Raw genomic sequence first — 18,634 nt, forward strand, 5'->3', positions numbered from 1 at the left:
TTTTGTTGGGGGTATGAACGATGTTCAGTGGAAAAATTGCCGTAATCACGGGAGCTTCAAGCGGCATAGGAGCTATGATGGCGAAGCAGCTGGCACTACGGGGCGCTACACCGGTGTTGATGGCGCGCTCGGAGGACAAACTGCGGGAGGCAGCGGATGGGTTGGAGGGTAAGCCGCATGCAGTGTACGTACTGGATGTGGCATCTACCGAGCAGGTTATGGCAACCATGGAACAGGTGATCGAGCGGTTCGGGCGCATTGACATTTTAATCAATAGCGCAGGTTATGGCGTTTTCCAATCGTTCATTGATGCAGATATCCTCGAGATCCACAGTATGATGGATGTCAATTATATGGGCACCGTACGATGCACTAAAGCGGTTCTGCCGCATATGCTGCGGGCACAGAGCGGGCACATAGTGAATGTTGCCTCAATGGCCGGCAAGATCGGGACTGCCAAATCCAGCGGCTATGCCGCGGCCAAGCACGCTGTGCTTGGCTTCACCAACAGTCTCCGACAGGAGCTGGCGGGCACAGGGGTTCATTTGACTGCAATCAATCCTGGACCTATCGACACTCCGTTTTTCGATCGAGCAGACCCAACGGGCAACTACGTGAAAAATATCCGCTGGTTCATGCTAAAGCCTGAACAGGTTGTAAACAAGGTGCTGTGGGCGATCGAACGACGTGTGCCGGAATTAAACCTGCCTTACACAGCTCATTTGGGCGTTAAGCTGTTTCAGCTGTTTCCCGGAGTATTTAATAAATTGGCGCACAAGGTGCTGAATAAAAAGTGATGTCGACAAAAAAGCCCGCCATCACTTGGCGGACTAACGCTGAGAGCGGCGATAGTTGTCGCCCTGTGCGGTTGCGGTAACATGTAATCGCTGCAGCATGCAAAGGCAGCAATATGGGTAAACATAGTTGTGACGGCTAATCTGTGCTTTTATTTTTCGCTTTCAATTCCATGTTAAGCCGGCGAATTTCTTCATACAGCCCGCGGATTGCCGCCTTGCCTTCAGGATGAGTTTGGTTCCAATGGCTTGCCAGAGCGGGCATGGTCTTATGGATATGATTATATATCGACCATATTTTGATTTTTTCCACCATGTCAGGAGAGTCGCTGTCCGTGATCAGCTCCGCAAATTTTTCAACTAAACCGTCGAATTCAGTTGTGAATTCGGAATTCATAGAAGGTCCACCTTTCAGCGCATAATAAATGGCAATTGATCCCGTTTGGTTGTCGAAGCGGACCTGAGCGGCTGGCGAGAGAAGTTTAATGACCGACGTGGGGTTGGCTGCAGCTGCCTGTGTCCGGGACTATAAACGGCAAAGAGTTTTTCATAAGTCTAGCGCACGTGGTGGTTTCTGTCAAAAACGGGGATGCCGCTAAAATCGCCAGGCGGGAAGGAGCGGAAGTGTATGCGGACGGACAGTTCTGATGCTGGACAAGCGGAGGTCAGAGCGGGCGCGCCCATAGAACCGCCCCCCGTGGGAGGAGATGCACAGGCGCCTCTTCCGGCGAATGGCGAATTGCTTGAACGTGTCGCACTGCGAAGCCCCTACCAGGGCATCCTGCTCTATCTTCTAACTTATATTAGCGAGGGATTGAAGGTCAAAGGCTATCTTGCTGTGCCTGAATCGGCAGTGCCCTGTCCCGCGCTCATCTACTGCCGTGGCGGCATCCGACGCGTCGGCATGGTTCGTAAGCGCCGTATCCTGTCGATGGCAACGCGGGGGTACGCGATATTCGCCCCTTTTTACCGAGGGAATGAGGGAGGCGAAGGCCGGGAGGATTTTGGGGGCGAGGATCGTTTCGATGTGCATCATGCGATCACACTGGTACAGACACTGCCGGAGGTAAAACCGGGACCTGTGCCGTTGATTGGTTTTTCGCGCGGTGCCGTGATGGCTATGCTCGCTGCCAAGGAATGCAAGTCGGCCGGCCCGGTTGTGGTGTGGGGCGGAGTGAGTGATTTGCTGGACACCTATGAGCAACGTGTGGACCTTCGCCGAATGCTGAAAAGAGTCGTAGGGCATCCACGCAAACAAAAAGAGTCATACGTAGCGCGATCTCCCGTATATTGGCTCGATCAGGTGAGGGTGCCTGTCTTGATCGTTCACGGCACGGCGGATTCCCAGGTGAACGTGTCCCATGCCCGTAAGCTGGCGGAAGGCTTGGAGCAGGCGGGCAAAGAATACGCGATGGAGCTGTATGAGGGGATGGATCACCGTTTTCCCCGGGAGCAGGACGAGAAGGCGCTGGATTCCGTGTTTCAGTGGATTTCTCAGCAGCTGGAGCGCATGGAGCAATGCTCGAGTGCCGCCCATGGGCATTAGGGAATGAGATGTGGAGGGGGAGTATGATGGACAGCGGTTTTTCAGCTTTACATATTGATGAGATATACGTCCGCAGGCTGCGGGAAATGAACATTACGTTACCGTCGGAGGTGCAAGCGGAGTCAATCCCTGCTATTTTGGACGGTAAGGACGTCGTGGCACAGTCACAAACGGGCACGGGCAAAACACTGGCGTATGTGCTGCCGCTATTACACAAAATCGATGCCGACGCTAAGGAAGTGCAGGCGGTTATTCTTGTGCCCACGCGAGAGCTGGGCATGCAGATCATACAGACCGTAGAGCTGCTGTCGCAGCACGGTGAAATTCGGGTGCAATCCCTGATCGGCGGGGCTGCCATCAGCAGGCAAATCGACAAGCTCAAGCAGCGCCCGCATATAGTAGTCGGTACACCGGGCAGGGTGCTGGAACTAATAAAGCTGCGCAAATTGACTATGCATTATGTACGAACTTTGGTCGTAGACGAGGTTGATCAAGTGTTTGAGCTGGGGTCGATGGATGAAGTGGAGGCGGTGCTGAAAGGCATGCAGCGCGAGCGGCAGGTTCTGTTCTTTTCCGCCACCATGCCTGACCCCATCCAGCCGGTTATTCAGCGGTGGACGCAAGATCCCGTGTACATCCAGGTGAACCCTGAGCAGCGAACCGCAGAGACGTTGGAGCACTTATATTTTGTGTGTGAACCAAGGGATAAAATCGATACGCTCCGCAAAATTGTACGATTATATAATCCGCCTGCTGCCATCGTTTTTGTCAACGAAGTGGATGATGTGGGCGAGGTTGTGGCCAAGCTGCAGTATGCTAACCTTTCTATCGAAGCTCTCTATGGGGATGCCGGCAAACAGGAACGGGCAAAAGTGATGCAGGATTTTCGGGCAGGGAAATTTCAGCTGCTGCTTGCTACCGATATCGCGGCGAGAGGGCTCGATATCCCACACGTGACGCACGTTATAAATCTGGATCCTCCTATTGATGCGGACCATTACGTGCACCGGGTCGGCAGAACGGGCCGGATGGGCAAAAAAGGAACTGCAATCTCAATTATAACGCCACGCGAGCGGTTTATTATAAACAAGTTCGCTAAGACGCTGGACGTGGTTATACAGGAAAAGGAAATGGCGTACGGCAAAGTATATGACGCGGGGCAGCCACCGCAAACGCCTGTCTCCCCAGGCCGCGCACGCCGGACGCGAACCGCATCCTTGCAGCGTGCGCAATCAGAGGCGGGAGCGCCGCAGGAAGCCGCCGGCGCGGCGAGGGCACAAGCCCAACCGGGGCGAACAGCGCGTTTCTCTCCTGCGCCTGCCAACCAATCGAAGCCCGCCAAGCCCGCAGTGAAGCCGGCCGCGGCTCCAGCCAAGAAGAAATCCGAGCGTGAATTGAAGCGGGAACGTAAGAACAAGGGAGCACCGCGCTGGTTGAAGGAAAAGCAAAATAAGTCCACTTAGCGTATTAACGGTTGATCATAAGACGAGCGTAGGCAAAGTGGCAGCCGGTCCACTGGTGTGGCCGCAGGGTGTGCACGGAACCCGCTGTCAACATGACAGTGCGCTAGTGAGGCAGCCGGTCCGCTGGTGTGGCCGCAGGGATATGCACGGAACCCGCCGTCAACTCGGCAGTGGGCTAGTGAGGCAGCCGATCAGCTGGTGTGGCCGCAGGGATGTGCGGGGAACCGCCGTCAACTCGCCAGTACACAGAGCTGCAGCTAAGCCGACGTCCACGTCGGTGGCAGCTGCGTGTGGCAGAGAGGAGCCGTTGACAATGACATGAGACAACTACTGCGGGCCCTAATCGGGCTGGCCATTATATTGGGATTAGCCGCCGGTGGGCTATACTATTACGTTCAGCCGGCTGAACCCTTGGATTTGAATTTCTCAGCAATATCGCTCCGCGATGAATTGAATCATATAATGGCGAACCGACGGCTGCAGGTGGAATTATCAGAACGGGAAGTGGACAGCCTACTCAAAATGGCTCTGGTCACCTATCCACCGCAGCAAAAGGATATAGAAATCACAGGTGCACGATTCCGGATATTGAATGACCACATGATAGCGGATGCCAACCTACTGTACCGTGAAAGGTGGGAAATAGGCGCGACGCTGCATTTCACCTTAGACTGGAAGGATCCGTACCTTATTGCCACGCACACCGGCACAAACATCAAGCAGCTCCAAGTACCGCCCGGCTGGTTTCAATTGGAGCCGATCCGATTCGCACCTAACGAGCATCTTCCTATGCCCTTAGCGGTACGAAATATACAGTTTTTGGAGCGCCGGGTGTTGGTGGATTTGAAGGTGCGATAAAAACCTCGAAATTGCCTGTTACATTGGCTCATTCCGAGGTTTTTTCGCGTTGCGGCGAGTTTATTTCTTGCGTTTATTTACATGCGAGGCATATACGATCTCACCGGTATCCAGCTTGGCTATTTCATCGCTTGTCCAACTGGCGATCTTATTTTTGCCGGTGACACCGGTGAGTTTGATCTTATATTTGTTCTCCAGATAGCTATGCAGTGCCGGCATATCAGCCTCCTGCAACTCACGGAGCTTTTTCTTGTCATGCAGTTGTCCCAACAGAACGCCAATCGTTTCCGCAGCTAGACTTGTGTTGGGTTGAATCCGGGCACTGCCGTACGCGATCGCTGATGCTCCCACATTTTTACCCGCGACAATGACATTATCGTAGTTTTTCAGCAAAAAGCTGCGAAGCGGCATACCGTATTTATCCGGCCGCCCCATCTCGATGCCCCATTTGTTGGCGCTCGTGCCCTGCAGATCGAGCGGGTAGCCGCCGATGCTGACGTTGTCCCAGAACATTTTGGCGCCCAGCATGTCAGAAGGTTTCAGCACGTAGTCCGTTTCGTAATGGTTGTATTCACGGATATACAAGTAGTCAGGGTAGCCGTTCAGTTCAGCATGCTCCCACCCGGTGATGTTTTTCCGGAAATGGTCGAGAATGAGCGGCAGCTCCTTCTTGCCGAGCTCCATGGCATCCGCGACCGATTTATCGTCCGATGGATCGACCGTGTAAATGAGAAATGCGTTGATGAGCACTTCACCATCGCGTTGGTTTACCGCGTTCAAGCCGCGGAGGAACACCCGATCATTTGTAGGCTTATATTTGCTTGTCATGCCGGTAAGGCCGATGGCAAAGCTGTCGTTTACGGACCCGCCACCGTATTTAGCGCTGCGCTCCGCCTTGCTCAGACTATTGAAGCTGGAATTAAACTTCGCCCAATCGACATTTTTAAATTTCATCATCATACCGGCACTCATATACTCGATGTTTTCCTGCCCGTAAAATTTCTCAAGCCCAGGCAGCCGGTTGACCTCCAGTTTACTGAGCAATGCGGCAAAATCTGTGTTGTCGACCCAATAGTCCGCCTTGATCGTTTTCAAGTCTCCATCTTTGGAGGAATATGTCACGGCGTTAATCGCATGAGGCCCGAATTGCCCGGGGGATTGCTTTATGTCTTGTATTGTGATCCCGGATTCGACCGGAATATCTTTGCTCAGCTTGTCAAAATACTGCGTAAACTCCGACAGCTTACGGATCTTTCCACTGCGGAAGCCGTCAAACAGCTCCTTGGCCCGTCCCTGGACAAGTGAGCGGTACTGATCGTCACGGGCTTCATCAAGAAACAGCATTTCTCCCTGCAGCACCTGACCGCCAAAAGCTTCATGCGGATCCAACACCTTCACTTTCAAGCCTTCATCGGCTGCAGCCCTTGCCAAATACAGCCCTTCCAGTTCGCTGCCAAAAACAACCACATCCACATCCTCCGCCGGCGTCGTTGGCGCGGGCGGTGACGCTTTGCCGTTCTCCTGCGGTGCTGCTGCCTGCGGAGGGCCTGCCGTGTCGCCGGTGCTTCCCTTGTTGAAGAAGGTCGTCGCGGAATATACCGCTCCCAGCGCTATTAGCGCAAACAGGGCCAGTCCGATCGACCATCTTTTTTGCCGCCTTTTCATTGTTTATCAGCCTCCCCGAGAACCCCACGTTTCGCTGCCGTGCAATCCCGTTTTTACTGCTTCATTCAGTAAGTCTACCATTTCTGCCGCGTGTGATCAAAAGACCCCCATAAAGATTTTTGCCCAGGCGAAACCATGTAGTAAAATGATGGAATCCTTCGCGAAGGTGCTCATTTTATGATCCGATAAATTACAAATCGGGGAGCGACACGGCTGATAAAATAGCGTCATAAGGTGCTCTGTGCACAGCACATTTGGTTGCGCTTCATCTTATTATGCCGGACCGCGCTTCACCTACAAAAGGAGAGTTTCAGGATGAATAATTCATTCAAAAAGGTAGTCGTATCCGGTCTAACGTTGGCTATGGTGTTAGGAGGCTCCAGTGCAGCGTTCGCTGATGGTAAGGGCCGAGGGCACGATGACGATAGAGACAACGTCAAAGGACACGATGGACGCAATACTATCCATGACGATTATGACAACGATTACAAAAACATGCATTTCAAGCTGTGGTTCGATGATGTGAAGGGTGCCGATGTAGAGTGGGCGTCGCGGTATATCGCGAGTCTTGCTTCCAAAAGAGTGTTCGAGGGCTACGAGGACGGGACATTCCAGCCGCGCAAAACGATCACCAGAATCGAAGCGATTACAGCCGCCGTGCGCTTGATGGGACTTCGCGACCAAGCCGAATCCAACGAAGCGAAATCCGCCCACCTGAACTTCAAGGATGCGGATAAGCTGAAAGAGAAATATCCGTGGGCGACAGGCTATGTCAGCGTTGCACTGAAAAATGACCTGTTCCAGGAGTCCGATGCCGAAATAAAACCCGAGCAGCCCGCGGACCGGTTGTGGGCGACTACGCTGCTGATCAAGGCTCTTAAGCTGCAAAATGAGGCCAAAGACAAAATGAATGTGAAGCTCTCCTTCAAGGATGCGGATAAAATCCCGGCCGGTTCGGTAGGTTATGTAGCTCTGGCTATCGACAAGGATCTGATCGACGGCTACGAAGACAATACATTCCGCCCGAATAATCCGGTTACCCGCGCAGAATTGGCCGCGCTGCTGGATCGTACTGGTATGCAGCTGCCGGACAACACGGCGGTTCGCGGGACAGTGAGCGCTGCGGTCAGCAACAACGTGCTGACACTCAGCTCCAATGATCAGCCGTACAGCGTTGAACTCGATAACGACGCGTTCATTTTCCGCAACGGTGAGAAAGTGTCGGCAGGTGCACTGAAGGCCGGTGACAGTGTGCTCGTGCGTACTTATGAAGGTAAAGCTATTTTCATTGACGTGATCAAAGCCGTAAATTAACTCACGAAAGCAGGATACGATAACAACATCAGATCAGAGAGATAACAGATAACAAATAGATCATACAAACAGAGACAAAGGTTAGATTTATAGCGATAGTAGTCCTTCCGCCTAAGCGCAAAGCCGGGTGGGGGGACTGTTTTGGTTTTATGTGTCCGGGGAAGATGGTGCTATGGTTTGACTTGCTGCCTGCCCCTTAGTAACTGGTTATGGACAATGGTGACTCACAGTGTATAATAAATAAAATTAGTTCGAGCCCGGCTTTCGCCGTGCGGTGGATACGTATTCAACATGGAGTGGGGGATCATATGAGCAGTCACAACATCAGATTGGAAGATATCATTGTTGCAGGCCATGTGTTGAAGGACGTCGTTCATCACACGCCTCTGCAGAAGAACTTCATACTATCTGAAAAATATAATTGTAACGTCTATCTGAAGCGGGAGGATCTGCAGGTTGTTCGGTCGTTTAAAATTCGCGGCGCCTATAATTTGATGAAAAGTTTACCAGAGGGAAAATTGGTGAAAGGGGTAGTATGCGCAAGCGCAGGAAATCATGCACAGGGATTGGCGTACTCATGCAAAGCGCTTCAAGTTCCGGGCAAAATCTTTATGCCTACGACCACCCCGAGACAAAAAATTTCACAGGTAAAACTATTTGGCGGATCGTTCATTGAAGTCATGCTGACCGGGGACACATTCGATGACGCTTTGAATGAGGCGTTGAGTTACAGCTCTCGTGAAGGAATGCAATTTGTCCATCCGTTCGATCACGAGAAGGTAATAGCAGGGCAAGGAACAGTGGGCCTGGAGTTGATGAACGATATGCGTGAGCCTCTCGATTTTGTGTTCGCCGGCATCGGCGGAGGGGGCTTGGCGGCAGGAGTCGGCACGTATATGAAGGGCATTACTCCCGCCACCCAAGTCATCGGAGTCGAGGCTACCGGTGCACCGTCTATGCGGCAGTCGATTGACCGGGGCGAGATCATTACCCTCACAGAAGAAATAGATAAATTCGTTGATGGCACAGCGGTTAGAAGGGTCGGCGAGTTGACTTACGATATTTGCCAAAAAGTGATTGACGACATTGTCGTCGTGCCGGAGGGTAAAGTCTGCACGACCATACTGGAGCTGTACAATGAAAATGCGATCGTAGCGGAACCCGCAGGGGCACTGAGCATTGCGGCGCTGGATTTTTACCGCGAGCAAATCGCCGGGAAAAATGTAGTATGCATCATCAGCGGCGGCAATAATGACATCGACCGGATGCAGGAGATCAAGGAACGGTCGCTCATCTACGAAGGATTGAAACATTATTTTACGGTGGAGTTTCCTCAGCGGGCTGGAGCTTTACGTGAATTCCTGGACGAAGTACTCGGTCCGAACGATGATATCACCCGGTTTGAATACACGAAGAAGACCAGCAAGGAAAATGGTCCTGCCCTGGTGGGCATTGAGTTGAAAAACAAGGAGGACTATACGCCTCTTATCGAACGAATGAACACCAAAGGGATCAAGTATGTCGAAATCAACAAAAATCCGCATTTATTTAATTTGTTGATTTAATCTCGATGAGAATGGTATCCCTGCCTTGCCGCTCCATATCCTGAATGGTTTGTATGAGTTTGATTGCGGCCTTCCATTTATTTTGCTCGACGGCTGAGTGGACAATTTCAATCAGGTCATTCTTCGTAGTGAGGTTATACTGCATCGGCGTCGCTCCTTCTGCTTGGTAACAATAATATTCTCCCTGATTGGTCGTTTTTAAACGTGTTCATCGCTGTCACTGCTGCATAAAGTGTCATACGAGCCAGCCGGTGTATGTTTTTCCGCCGGTGAACGACAAAAAAGCCGGATCTCTTCTTAACGAAAGAGGTCCGGCTTTCTATTTTGTTTTAATTTGCAGTCACTCGCTGTACTTCCTGTGCGCCTTGGAAGATAGTATCGAACAATTCCTGCAAGTTCTCTTCTTCAATGCAGGAAAACGCCACGCGCAAATCGGTTTCACCCAGTGCTATCGTGCCGACGCCGTACTTATCAAGCAGATGCAGGCGTAGCACTTCCGCATCTACCGTCTTCAGCTTCAAGCACATGAAATATCCGGAGTTGAACGGGTAATATTCCCATACTGCATCGTACTTTCCGCTGTCGAGAATCGCTTTCACCTTGTTGGCTCGGCCTTTCATAATCTCGAATTTCTCTTGCTTCTGGGCTTTGAATTCAGGCGATTTGAGAGCATGCAGCACGAATGTTTGGGATGGATGAGGTCCGCTAGAAATGGTCGCGCGCACAATACCCATCGTCTTTTGCTCTAGCGCGGCCAAGGTAGCTTCGCTCTGTCCGGTGTAGGTGATGAAGCCTACACGGAACCCCCATACGTACTCCTCTTTGGTAGCCCCGTCGATTTTGATACACAATACACGGGAGTTCAAACTGGCCAGCTGTCCAGCAAGCGACTCTTGCAGAGAATCCTCAAAAAACAAGCCGAAATACGCGTCGTCTGTCACTGCGACTACATTGATGCCTGCCTCCGAAGCTTCCTTGATAACTTCGACGATCTGCCGCCCTTCTTCCGGGTTTGGTGTGTAGCCGGTCGGATTGTTCGGGAAATTCAGTAGGACGATAGCCTTGCCCTTGTTTTTCTGAGCCAGGAGCGCTTCGCGGAATGCCGTTGTGTGAAATTGGCGCTCGTCGTTGTAAAGCGGATAGTTGACGATTTCGGCGCCGCGGCGGATACCAAACGTCAACTCGTAGTTTTCCCAGTTTTTGTCCGGGATGACAACTGCGTCGCCGGGGTCGGCGAATAGGTCGGCAACGATGCTGAGCCCGTGGGTCAGTGCATTGGTTACAATAGGGCTGCCGAGAGCGACGCCCTCCAATGACGGATTCTCCTCAATCATCTTGCTGCGCCAAGCGGCGCGAAGCTCTGGTTTCCCCGCAGGCGGGGCATACTCGTATAGATCCTTCGGATTGTACGCGGACAATGTATCTTGAATGACCTTCAGGTGCATTGGCTGCCCATTCTCGAGTGCCGTACCGATGGTCGCGTTAAATTTCTTAGCTTTTTGCTTCGCTTCAGCGGATTGGCTGAGGATACCGACTTTAGGAAAATAGATTTGCTTGCCCAACGTGGAAAGCATTTCGTAGACATGAGGACTTTCTTTTGCAATCGTGTCGTTCAGCTGTTGTGCAAGAGGATTCATGAGGACCCATCCTTCCGTAATCTAGCTTATCTTTTAATAGAACGTATGATGATATGAGGCCTAACTTTTAGGGTTCATTATACCATTATGGCCCGGGTGCGTCACTGTGCATTTGGTAAAACGCCTCACATTTTTTTATGCGGAATCCGCGCTGTAGCCGGGGAAATTAATTTATGTTACCATATACAGGGGATGGAGGCACGGGATTCCGGCTTTTTATTCATAGAAAGCGCTGTCACGGAATTCGGCTGTTCGCCCGAAATTTTTCTGGGGAGGAAATCATAGATGGAAGTGCGCTACGCAACAAATCCTGCTGCAACGAAAACATATGATTCGGAAACATTGAGAAGCGAGTTTTTGATCGAAAACTTGTTTGTGCCCGGCCAACTGAACTTGGTATACAGTCACGTTGACCGTTTTATTACGGGTGGTGTCATCCCAACTGCGGAGCCGATCAAGCTCGAAGCGGACAAGCGTGAAATGGGCGCAGACTTTTTTTTGGAACGCCGTGAAATCGGTATCATTAACGTAGGACCTAAGGGTTCCGTCACGGTGGACGGTACGGAATATGAGCTGGACACCAAGGATGGTTTGTACATAGGACTTGGAAACAAAGAGGTCATTTTCAAAAGTGCGGACGCGGCTAACCCGGCTCGGTTCTATCTGTCTTCCACGCCGGCACATAAGAATTACCCAACCGTAAAAATCGCTTTGAGCGAAGCGGAATCCGAGCATTTGGGCTCAATTACTTCCTCCAATGAGCGGGTAATTCACCGCTATATTCATTTAAATGGCGTTCAAAGCTGTCAGCTGGTCATGGGCATGACGCTGCTGAAACCGGGCAACATGTGGAACACCATGCCGTGCCATACGCATAACCGCCGGTCCGAGGTGTATTTTTACTTCGACATGCCGGAAGACGGCCTGGTGTTCCACTTGATGGGTGAGCCGAGTGAAACCCGTCACCTTGTCGTACGCAACGAGCAGGCTGTTATCTCTCCAAGCTGGTCGATTCATTCGGGAGTCGGCACCAACAACTACACGTTTATTTGGGCGATGGCTGGGGAGAACCAAGTGTTCCACGATATGGACATGGTTGCACCGAAAGATCTGCGCTGATATATTTGCAGTTGTACTATCAATAGACTTTGACACTGCCAGGGCGCCGCAAGGCGTCCTTTTTGCCTGAACACAAGAGGTAACCTGAAACCTGATGAGGAAGCTATGAGTGGCACTCGGGCATAAGCGAAGCTTCCTGCCGTTGCACATCTCATCGTTGTGTGAGCATGTGCAGCTGCGTGGAGCCAGCGTCGTACAGGAAGATGGAGCGCGTGAAGGGGGCGGAGAATTGGTAAGCGCCGGTACGGGGGAACAAAGAAAGGAAGCTGGTGCCACAAATCCCACACTCTCAGCTTCCTTTCGTGGCGTAAGGAGGGCTGCGCCTTACGGCGGTCACACGTTTACCGTTTACTTCAGTATACCTAAGCGCTCGCCCATCTTCACTTTACTGCCTACTTCCAGATCCGGACGGCTGTCAAAAGTATCTGTTTCCAACAGGAGCACCACGGTGGAACCGAACTCAAAGTAAGCCAGCTCGTCACCCCGGCCTGGCCGGTCGGACAGTGGAGACACGTATTTGATGCTGCTTACGTTCATCGCTCCGACTTTGACTACGGCCAGCTCGCCGGTTTCATGCTGCATGTAGGTAATCAGCCTCTCGTTCCGGCTCAACACTCTGCGCATGTTGCGAAGTCCGAACTCATTCACGGGGTAAACCTTGCCGGGAATATGTTCCTTTTCGATGATGTCGCCTTCGATCGGGGAATGGATTCTGTGGTAATCCGTCGGGCTCAAATACAGCACAAAATAGAACCCGTTCTTGTAGTTCACGGTACGCGGTGAGTGATTAAGCATTTCCTCTACCGTATAATCCTGACCCTTTACATTCAATATTAAGCCTTCGCGGATCGGGCCCATCCCGGTGATCGTGGCGTCGACGGGGCTGACTAGCACCTGATCCTCCGGATCGATAGGACGAAGTCCCTGTTTAAGCCGTCTGGTGAAAAAGTCGTTGAGTGAGACGTATTCGGTCCACGGTTTTTCCGCATCCTCCAACGGGATGCCGTATATTTTGGCGAAGCGTTGGATAAGCCCGCGGCTCGCTCTCGATTTTGCGAAACTGCCTGTTAATCTGGAAATGAATTTGCGGGATGATAGCTCCGTTAGCAAGCGGAAAAAAGATTTTGTCATGAATTCGCGTTCACCTGTTTCTTTCTTAATGTTGATCTATCGAATATCTTGACATATTACTTTCTGTAACGCAAGAAAAAGCCACCCTACTTGCACCGCGGTTGCGGGGCGCTGCACTTAGATCACAAAGACTGCATCGCCCCCTGCTAGGGGAGCACGGCGCATCACGCCCTGCTAGGGGAGCACGGCGGTGCTCCGCCGCCGGGTGGACGGGCCAATGCGAACGTCAGCCCGGTGACAGAGTCCAGTCCGGCTAGTTCAACCTCTCGTGCCGCTTATATTCACAGCATGAGAGGCACGCGGCTGCGTTTACCAGAATGGGGTGCGCGGATCCGGAATACTTGGTGCAATAAATTGGAGCTTTAGATTTCGGATCAACGGCGACCATAGTGCAAAAATAACAACCTGACAGCTGTTCGATCAGCTGTTCATCCGTAGTGGAGTGAAGGACTTGATTCACTCGTCAGAACCCCCTGCCATAATCAAAAATGCAAACACTCTGATCTATCTTAACATAAGTTTTTGTAACCGTTTACTAGTTTTTTGTTAGAACGGTTATAAAAATTTTTGTGCATGCCCCACCGTTTGCCTGTAGGCGGACGGTGGTGACCGGACAGCGCCCGCTGGCAAAGGGCAGTGCGGCAGCGACGTCCGATCGGTGGTGAACTGGCAGCGGCGGCACCGCTGGCCAGGCCGGTACGGCAGCTTCGGCGAACAAGCTGGCTAACACAGCTGCCGGGAACGTGCTGCCAAAACAGGTTAGCACAAGATGCTGTTTTTGTTATTGACATTTTTTACAATGGTGATAACATGAGGTGTGTCACTAGGGGAGCCCGTGCGGGCTGAGATTGGATCGATAGATCCTAGACCCTCTGAACCTGATCTGGATTGTGCCAGCGTAGGGAAGTGGAGAGCGTTATACGCGTGTATTCATTCACACATGCGAACCACTTCCATACAGGAAGTGGTTTTTTTGCATGGTGTTACCACTTAGGCTTCGCAGATCGACAAATATGACGCAAGAAGAAAGGAGTTGAGGTGTAACATGAGCAAAGGCCTGAAGCTAACGGACATCCTGATCACCATCGTTATCGCCGTAGTGTTTGCGCTTATCTATCGATTGTGGGCGGATGTTTCCACGGTGGTGAGGCTCGCCGGCTTGCAGTTGGATGAGCTGGTGTATGGTGTATGGTTCATGGCTGCCACCGTTGCATTTTTGCTGATCCGGAAGCCCGGAGTTGCACTGTTGGCGGAAGTAGCGGCCGCGTCCGGCGAATTGGTGGCAGGCTCGCAGTATGGAGTGGAAGCGATCACTTACGGCATAGGGCAGGGTCTGGGAGCAGAGCTCGTATTTTTGTTGCTCCGCTACCGAAGCTTTTCGGCTGCCGCGGCATGCTTGGCGGGCTTGGCCTCGGCGGCAGCATCCTTAATGTTCGATTGGTATAAGGGCTCTCTGTTCGCCCTGCAGCCTTGGAACCTGAGCCTGCTGGTCGTGTTCCGGCTGATCGGCGGTATTTTCTTTACTGGTTTGTGTGCATGTTGGCTGGTTAAAGCGCTGGAGGCGACCGGTGTTACACAGCTGGTACGCCCCGCGAACCAGGCAGACTACGATGCGCTGGAGCGGCCGCAGTGATGCGCACGGGTACGTCGGTCAGCGGTTTGCGGCTCAAATTTGCAGGCGCCCCTTCTCTTCAATTTCACGATCTGTCATTCGCGGTGGCGCCGGGGGAAAAGATATTGCTGCTCGGCCCCAGCGGCTGCGGTAAGTCGACATTGCTGCAGGTACTAACCGGTTTGATTCCCGGTGCGATCGACGTCCCGGTACGGTACGATCACATCGATATCCCAACATCGTGGGGTTATGTATTTCAGGATCCGGACACACAGTTCTGCATGCCCTTTGTAGATGAGGAGATGGCTTTCGTGCTGGAAAATCTCGGTGTGCCGCGTGAAGAAATGCCTGCGCGCATTCGGGAAGGTCTGACAAAGGCCGGACTTGCTCTGGACGACGCGCACATTCCGATTCAATCACTATCGCAGGGCATGAAGCAGCGGCTCGCCATCGCTTCTGTTCTTGCGCTTCAGCCGGATGTGCTGTTCCTGGATGAGCCGACCGCTTTGCTCGATCCGGAAGGCACGCGTCAAGTATGGGACACCATGAAAAATGTTAGCGCAGACAAGACGGTATTGATTGTCGAGCATAAGATTGATAAGGTCATAGATTTTGTAGATCGCGTAGTGCTGTTTACATATGATGGCACGATATTGGCCGACGGCGATCCGAATCGGGTATTCGCGGATTATGCGGCGGCGCTGCGGGAATATGGGATCTGGTATCCGGGAGTGTGGGACGATTATGCGGCCGGTGCTCCACAGCTAACGGCACGAATATCCGGCCAGATCAGTTCATCTGGCGAGCATGAAAGTTCCGGGCAGGAGCTGTGTGTGCTGCAGCGGTTTGACGGTTATCCTTACCGGAGTCGTCAACCAAATCCTTACCGGAGTCGTCAACCAAAGATTCATATCGAAGACGCGCGTGTGGGCAGCGGGGAATGGATTGCGGTGGTCGGTGACAACGGTGCAGGCAAAAGCACACTGCTGCAAGCGATGATGCAGCTAATTCCAACCTCCGGTGATTACACTTTCCTGCAGCGGCGTGTCCGTGGTTTTAAGGATGTATCGGCAGGCGCAGCGTATGTGTTTCAAAACCCTGAAATGCAGTTCGTGACCAATTCTGTATATGAAGAGGCCGCGTTCGGTTTCCGTCGGCACGGGCAGCCCGATGTCGAGCGGCTGACTCAGGCTCTGCTCTCGGACTTTGGTCTAGCTGACCTGAAGAATCAGCATCCGTACCAGCTGTCGTTGGGACAAAAGCGGCGGCTGAGCGTGGCTACGGCGATGGTGAGCCAGGAACGGCTGGTTCTGCTGGATGAGCCAACATTCGGCCAGGATGCGGCGAATACGTTTGCCATCCTGGAGAAGCTGGAGGCTCTGCGTCGAGAGGGCACAACCATCCTAATGGTGACGCATGACATGGAGATTGTGCGCTGGTTCGCTACCCGTGTGTGGCTCGTAGAGCGCGGTGAGCTTGCGATGGACGCGGACCCTGGGGCATACCTCCGCTCGGCTGGACTCACGCGGCAACCGAAGCGTGAGTTTGTGCAGCCAGTGGTGTGAACCACGTGGGGCGTGAGCACAGCAGCTTAGCTGCCGGCCTGGCGAGAGAGGTACCGCCGACTTGGTCACTGTGCACGCCGAAGCGAGACGGCCTGGCGAGAGTGGTACCGCGGAGTACCCGCTGTAAGCAGCTTAGCCGCCGGACGAGAGCGGTGCGGCCAACTTGGTCGCTGCGCACAGCGAAGCGGGACGGCCAAAGAAGAGTGGCACCGCGGAGTGCCCGCTGTAAGCAGCTTAGCCGCCGGCTGGCGAAAGTGGTGCCGCCGACTAGGCGCTGTGCGCAGACTCTATCACGAAACGGGGTGATCCACTATGTTCGCTTATCAAGAAACGTGGCTGCATCGCGTCAACCCAAGTCTCAAGCTGATCGTTTCGCTCGGAATGTTTTTTGTTGTGCTCCTCATAGGTAACATTAACGTGCTCGTAAACCTGACCGCGGCTCAGATTTTGCTGCTGATTTTGTTTTCCGGGCAGCCTCTGTCCCGTTTGCTGCTGTTTCTTTTGCCTTTCGGCCTGTTGTTCGTGTCATCCTCGATGTCGATGATCCTGTTTGGCAAAGGGGACAACGTCTGGCTGCAGTGGGGGCTGATACGCGTATCCGAGGAAAGCTTCTACCGGGGGCTCCATGTGGGCTTTAAGACCGCTAATATGTCAGTGATGGGGTTAACGTTTGCGCTTACCACGCGTCCTGTCGACTTGTTTTACTCGTTGATGCAGCAGTGCAAGCTGCCGGCTAAATATGCGTACAGCTTCATGGCGGCGCTGCGGCTGATGCCGATTATGGCGGATGAGTTGCGCACGCTCAGAATGGCTCTGAAGGTGCGGGGTGTGAAGCGCAGGGCGGGTATCGGAGGCGCTTATGAGACGCTGAGGCTCTACGCAATACCGCTGCTCGCACAAAGCATCCGCCGAGCCCAGCGGATCGCGGTAGCGATGGAGGCGAAGCGCTTTTCCTCGGAGGTGCGGCGCACCTATTATTATCAAATAAGCTTTTCGATGCGCGATGTTTGTCTGCTGATCTACCTTGTGATTTCCCTTGCCACTGCGTTATATCTTGGTCAGCAGATGCCTTATTTTCATATCGGGGACGTCCACTATCAAGCTATTTAAGGGGAGACGATAAAATGAAATTCTCAGAAGAACTGCGTCAAGCGGTTGACGCGAGCTGGAATGCGAGCTTCGAGCATCCGTTCATAAGAGGGATCGCGGACGGTACCCTTCCACTCGCTAAGTTCCGCCATTACTTACTGAACGATTCATATTACCTGTCTCAGTTTGCGCGGGTTCAGGCACTTGGCGCAGCCAAGGCAACCCATCTGTTCGACACCAACAGGATGGTGGTGCATGCACAGGGAACTTACAGTGCAGAATTGGCGCTGCATGAGCAGTTCGCCAAGCAGTTGGGTATCACTGACGAAGAGCGTGCTGCATTCCAGCCTGCTCCAACAGCGTACGCTTACACGTGCCATATGTTGAGTGCCGCCTATAACGGGCATTTGGGGGATATCGTCGCGGCAATCCTGCCGTGCTACTGGCTGTACTTTGAAATTGGCGAGCGGCTGCAGGGGCTAACGCCGGAGGAGCCGATCTACCGGGAATGGATTAACGCCTACGGCGGTGAATGGTTTCGTGAGCTGGTTCAGGAGCAGATTGACCGGCTGGACACCATAGCCGAGCAGGTCACCTCATCTGACCGAGAACGCATGCAGCGGCATTTTGTCATCAGCAGTCATTATGAGCATGAATTTTGGGAGATGGCTGACACTCTGGAAAGCTGGCCAACGTACGGTTAAGAGGAAGCGCCGCGCGGATCTCAGGATCTGAGCGGCTTTTTTCATTGAGATGAAAGGCAACAAAAGCTGCATGCGCAGTCTATGCAGATAGAAGTCACAGAAAAATGGGTGGCGTGAACTGAACGCAATTACTATAATGTAGGTACGGTATTGCTGGGGATAAGATCACGCTAAAAATGGAAGCGCTAACATGTCCGCGGCACCCAGTTGAGACAGTCCAGCGTGTTCACAATTTAAGGTTAGGAGGATGGTATGATGCAACAAACACAACCTGCTAAAGAACCTAATTACGCCCGCATTGCCGAATCGCCGAAGTTTAAAACACTGATGGCGAGGAAAAAAAGCTTCCTGCTGCCCATGTCGCTGTTTTTCTTTGCGTATTACTTCACTCTCCCTTTGCTGACCTCCTATTCAACGGCGCTGAACCAGCCGGCGCTAGGCCCTGTGTCTTGGGCGTGGTTGTTCGCTTTTTCCCAATTTATTATGACATGGGCGTTGTGCATTCTCTACTCCCGCAAAGCCAGGTACTATGATGCGTTGGTCGAAGAAATCAAAAGGGAACTGTGAGGAGG

Annotated in this window: 17 protein-coding genes and 1 riboswitch; of the genes, 12 read left to right on the plus strand and 5 right to left on the minus strand. The window is 52.6% G+C overall.

Annotated elements, in window-relative coordinates; genetic code table 11:
- The first annotated feature begins 20 nt into the window (after positions 1–20).
- Positions 21–797: an SDR family NAD(P)-dependent oxidoreductase gene (locus CBW46_RS08345; protein ID WP_089199555.1), complete on the plus strand. Its 777-nt coding sequence runs from the start codon at positions 21–23 to the stop codon at positions 795–797.
- A gap of 136 nt (positions 798–933) precedes the next feature.
- Here CBW46_RS08345 and CBW46_RS08350 read toward each other — a convergent pair whose 3' ends face one another.
- Positions 934–1,191 carry a DUF2573 family protein gene (locus CBW46_RS08350; RefSeq protein WP_089199556.1) on the minus strand — a complete coding sequence of 86 codons (258 nt, stop codon included), beginning with the start codon at positions 1,189–1,191 and terminating at the stop codon, positions 934–936.
- A gap of 231 nt (positions 1,192–1,422) precedes the next feature.
- On the opposite strand from CBW46_RS08350, the gene CBW46_RS08355 reads away from it, so the two are divergent.
- From CBW46_RS08355 to CBW46_RS08365, 3 genes are all read left to right on the plus strand, one after another.
- The gene (locus tag CBW46_RS08355) at positions 1,423–2,340 is read left to right on the plus strand and encodes an alpha/beta hydrolase family protein (protein WP_089199557.1); all 918 of its coding nucleotides are present in this window, start codon (positions 1,423–1,425) and stop codon (positions 2,338–2,340) included.
- A 26-nt stretch (positions 2,341–2,366) separates the two neighbouring features.
- Positions 2,367–3,803 (plus strand): DEAD/DEAH box helicase, encoded by a 1,437-nt coding sequence (locus CBW46_RS08360; protein ID WP_089199724.1) that lies wholly within the window; start codon positions 2,367–2,369, stop codon positions 3,801–3,803.
- A 318-nt stretch (positions 3,804–4,121) separates the two neighbouring features.
- A complete protein-coding gene (locus CBW46_RS08365; protein WP_089199558.1) occupies positions 4,122–4,661 on the plus strand; it encodes a hypothetical protein in 540 nt (179 codons plus the stop codon).
- A 60-nt stretch (positions 4,662–4,721) separates the two neighbouring features.
- On the opposite strand, the gene CBW46_RS08370 is transcribed toward CBW46_RS08365, so the two are convergent.
- The gene (locus tag CBW46_RS08370) at positions 4,722–6,326 is read right to left on the minus strand and encodes an FAD-dependent oxidoreductase (protein ID WP_089199559.1); all 1,605 of its coding nucleotides are present in this window, start codon (positions 6,324–6,326) and stop codon (positions 4,722–4,724) included.
- Between the two features lie 315 nt (positions 6,327–6,641).
- Here CBW46_RS08370 and CBW46_RS08375 point away from each other — a divergent pair, with 315 nt between their 5' ends.
- A complete protein-coding gene (locus tag CBW46_RS08375) occupies positions 6,642–7,640 on the plus strand; it encodes an S-layer homology domain-containing protein (RefSeq protein ID WP_089199560.1) in 999 nt (332 codons plus the stop codon).
- 308 nt (positions 7,641–7,948) lie between these two features.
- Entirely contained in the window at positions 7,949–9,205 is a 1,257-nt protein-coding gene (ilvA, locus tag CBW46_RS08380; protein WP_089199561.1) for a threonine ammonia-lyase IlvA, read from the plus strand.
- On the opposite strand, the gene CBW46_RS21240 is transcribed toward ilvA, so the two are convergent.
- Positions 9,189–9,350: a hypothetical protein gene (locus CBW46_RS21240; RefSeq protein WP_165842235.1), complete on the minus strand. Its 162-nt coding sequence runs from the start codon at positions 9,348–9,350 to the stop codon at positions 9,189–9,191. The genes ilvA and CBW46_RS21240 overlap by 17 nt on opposite strands.
- A 184-nt stretch (positions 9,351–9,534) precedes the next feature.
- A complete protein-coding gene (locus CBW46_RS08385) occupies positions 9,535–10,842 on the minus strand; it encodes an aminotransferase class I/II-fold pyridoxal phosphate-dependent enzyme (RefSeq protein ID WP_089199562.1) in 1,308 nt (435 codons plus the stop codon).
- A gap of 285 nt (positions 10,843–11,127) precedes the next feature.
- Here CBW46_RS08385 and kduI point away from each other — a divergent pair, with 285 nt between their 5' ends.
- A complete protein-coding gene (kduI, locus tag CBW46_RS08390; protein WP_089199563.1) occupies positions 11,128–11,961 on the plus strand; it encodes a 5-dehydro-4-deoxy-D-glucuronate isomerase in 834 nt (277 codons plus the stop codon).
- Between the two features lie 348 nt (positions 11,962–12,309).
- On the opposite strand, the gene asd is transcribed toward kduI, so the two are convergent.
- Entirely contained in the window at positions 12,310–13,092 is a 783-nt protein-coding gene (gene asd / locus CBW46_RS08395) for an archaetidylserine decarboxylase (protein WP_089199564.1), read from the minus strand.
- An 815-nt stretch (positions 13,093–13,907) separates the two neighbouring features.
- A riboswitch (TPP riboswitch) is annotated at positions 13,908–14,014 on the plus strand.
- A 123-nt stretch (positions 14,015–14,137) separates the two neighbouring features.
- Between asd and CBW46_RS08405 the strand changes: the two genes are divergently transcribed.
- The 5 genes from CBW46_RS08405 (at position 14,138) to CBW46_RS08425 (ending at position 18,629) form a co-directional block, all read left to right on the plus strand.
- A complete protein-coding gene (locus tag CBW46_RS08405; protein ID WP_089199566.1) occupies positions 14,138–14,725 on the plus strand; it encodes an ECF transporter S component in 588 nt (195 codons plus the stop codon).
- Positions 14,725–16,269, plus strand: coding sequence for an ABC transporter ATP-binding protein (locus CBW46_RS08410; RefSeq protein ID WP_089199567.1), 1,545 nt, complete (start codon positions 14,725–14,727; stop codon positions 16,267–16,269). Before CBW46_RS08405 ends, CBW46_RS08410 begins: the two co-directional genes overlap by 1 nt.
- 312 nt (positions 16,270–16,581) lie before the next feature.
- A complete protein-coding gene (locus CBW46_RS08415; protein ID WP_089199568.1) occupies positions 16,582–17,379 on the plus strand; it encodes an energy-coupling factor transporter transmembrane component T family protein in 798 nt (265 codons plus the stop codon).
- A gap of 14 nt (positions 17,380–17,393) precedes the next feature.
- The gene (tenA, locus tag CBW46_RS08420) at positions 17,394–18,062 is read left to right on the plus strand and encodes a thiaminase II (protein WP_089199569.1); all 669 of its coding nucleotides are present in this window, start codon (positions 17,394–17,396) and stop codon (positions 18,060–18,062) included.
- 252 nt (positions 18,063–18,314) lie between these two features.
- The gene (locus tag CBW46_RS08425; RefSeq protein ID WP_207802262.1) at positions 18,315–18,629 is read left to right on the plus strand and encodes a DUF485 domain-containing protein; all 315 of its coding nucleotides are present in this window, start codon (positions 18,315–18,317) and stop codon (positions 18,627–18,629) included.
- The last annotated feature ends 5 nt before the right edge of the window (positions 18,630–18,634 follow it).

Origin of the sequence: Paenibacillus xerothermodurans (genome assembly GCF_002220865.2) — a bacterium.
GTDB lineage: Bacteria > Bacillota > Bacilli > Paenibacillales > NBRC-103111 > Paenibacillus_S > Paenibacillus_S xerothermodurans.